The sequence below is a fragment of the Hyphomonas oceanitis SCH89 genome, assembly GCF_000685295.1.
GTDB classification, from domain to species: Bacteria; Pseudomonadota; Alphaproteobacteria; order Caulobacterales; family Hyphomonadaceae; genus Hyphomonas; species Hyphomonas oceanitis.
The window spans coordinates 1-1,900 of sequence record NZ_ARYL01000101.1; the positions used below are offsets into that span (position 1 = coordinate 1).

The 1,900-nt window shown below is 59.1% G+C and carries 2 protein-coding genes; both read left to right on the forward strand.

Features of this window, described 5'->3' with window-relative positions; genetic code table 11:
- A partial coding sequence (locus HOC_RS20360) for a copper-translocating P-type ATPase (protein ID WP_035542359.1) occupies positions 1–1,346 on the forward strand: 1,346 nt, incomplete at its 5' end.
- A 17-nt stretch (positions 1,347–1,363) separates the two neighbouring features.
- On the forward strand, positions 1,364–1,861 hold the full coding sequence (locus HOC_RS20365; RefSeq protein ID WP_035542361.1) for a DUF411 domain-containing protein: 498 nt from the start codon (positions 1,364–1,366) through the stop codon (positions 1,859–1,861).
- The last annotated feature ends 39 nt before the right edge of the window (positions 1,862–1,900 follow it).

Consider the following 1,900-nt stretch of genomic DNA (forward strand, 5'->3'; position numbering starts at 1 on the left):
CGGTCACCGGCGGCACCGTGAATGGCACGGGCTCGTTTATTATGGCGGCGACCCGCGTCGGCGAGGATACGATGCTCTCTCAGATTGTGCGCATGGTCGTCGAAGCGCAGCGATCACGTGCACCGATCCAGAAGCTCGCCGACACTGTGGCTGGCCTGTTTGTTCCGGTGGTTGTTCTGACCGCTATTGTCACTTTCATCATCTGGGCGGTTTTCGGGCCACATCCGGCCATGGCATTCGCGATCGTCAATGCGGTCGCTGTGCTCATCATCGCATGTCCCTGCGCGCTCGGTCTTGCGACGCCCATGTCAATCATGGTCGCGACCGGAAAGGGCGCTCAGTCTGGCATTCTGATCAAGAATGCTGAAGCGCTCGAGACGCTGGAAAAAGTCGATACAATTGTCGTCGACAAAACAGGCACACTCACCGAAGGCAAGCCCAAACTCGTTACGGTCGAGCCAGCCGAAGGTCTCGCTGAGGCGGACTTCCTCTCTTATGCCGCCGCGATTGAACGCGGCAGCGAGCACCCGCTGGCCCAGGCCATCGTCAATGGCGCCGAAGAACGCGGGGCGGTTCGCCTCTCCGCTTCAGACTTCGAATCCGTCACCGGCGAAGGCGCGCAAGGGCGCGTCGATGGCAAACGGCTTGCGATCGGCAATGCGAAGATGATGCACCGGGTCGGTGCATTTGACGACGCGCTGAAAGCCCGAGCCGAATCCTATCGCCGCGAAGGCCAGACGGTGATGTTCGTCGCGCTCGATGGCAAACCGGCCGGACTGATCGGTGTCGCCGATCCGATCAAGGCGACAACGCCTGATGCCATTGCCGCCCTGCACAAGGCTGGCATGAAAGTCGTCATGCTGACCGGCGACAGCCAGGCGACAGCCGAAGCGGTGGCGCGTCAAATTGGCATTGATGAGGTTCATGCAGATGTCTCGCCAGAGGACAAGAACCGGATCATACGCGAACTCCAGTCTCAGGGGGCGATTGTCGCCATGTGCGGCGACGGGATCAATGACGCCCCTGCCCTGGCACAGGCGGATGTCGGGATCGCGATGGGAACTGGTACGGATGTCGCGATGGAAAGCGCCAGTCTGACCCTGGTCAAAGGCGATCTTCGCGGCGTTGCGCGCGCCCTACGCCTCAGCCGCGCGACAATGGGCAATATTCGCGAAAACCTGTTCTTTGCCTTTATCTATAATTCGCTCGGCGTGCCGGTTGCTGCCGGCGTCCTCTATCCGTTCTTTGGACTGCTTCTCAGTCCAATTATCGCCGCTGCCGCAATGAGCCTCAGCTCATTCTCGGTCATCGCGAATGCGCTGCGACTACGCTCCGTCAAACTATAATTTCGAAGGAAACTCTTATGTCAAAATGGATTCTTGGCGCCTTGGCCACCGCCCTTTTTGCGCTTGCCGCTGGGTTTTTCGTCTCGGGCGGTTTGGCGAGCCCTGCAAATGCGCAAACCATTACCGTCTATAAAACACCCTGGTGTGGATGCTGTACGGCCTGGATAAAACACCTTCAGCGCGATGGTCTTGAAGTACGTGTTATCGAACGCGAAGACCTTGCACCTGTGCGGGCCTCGCTGAACGTCCCCGATGAGCTTGCCTCCTGCCACACCGCGTCGGTTGATGGCTACGCAATTGAGGGCCATGTCCCAGCCTCGGAAATTCGCAAGCTTCTGGAAACCCGGCCAGATGCGGCGGGGCTTTCGGTGCCCGGCATGCCAATGGGCTCTCCCGGAATGGAAACAACAAGCCCGCCTGACGCCTATGATGTCATTCTGTTCAGTGCGGAACAGCAAAGCGTATTCGCGAGCTATGTCGGCCGCTTCCCGGCTGAACAGGCGGTTGGGCAATGAAATCCGAAACCTATAAAAATGTATGGTCCGCCCCGTCAT

What these genes read in the sequence shown, in the direction of transcription:
- HOC_RS20365 (WP_035542361.1), top strand. Translation starts at nt 1,364, where the DNA reads ATGTCAAAATGGATTCTTGGCGCCTTGGCCACCGCCCTTTTTGCGCTT.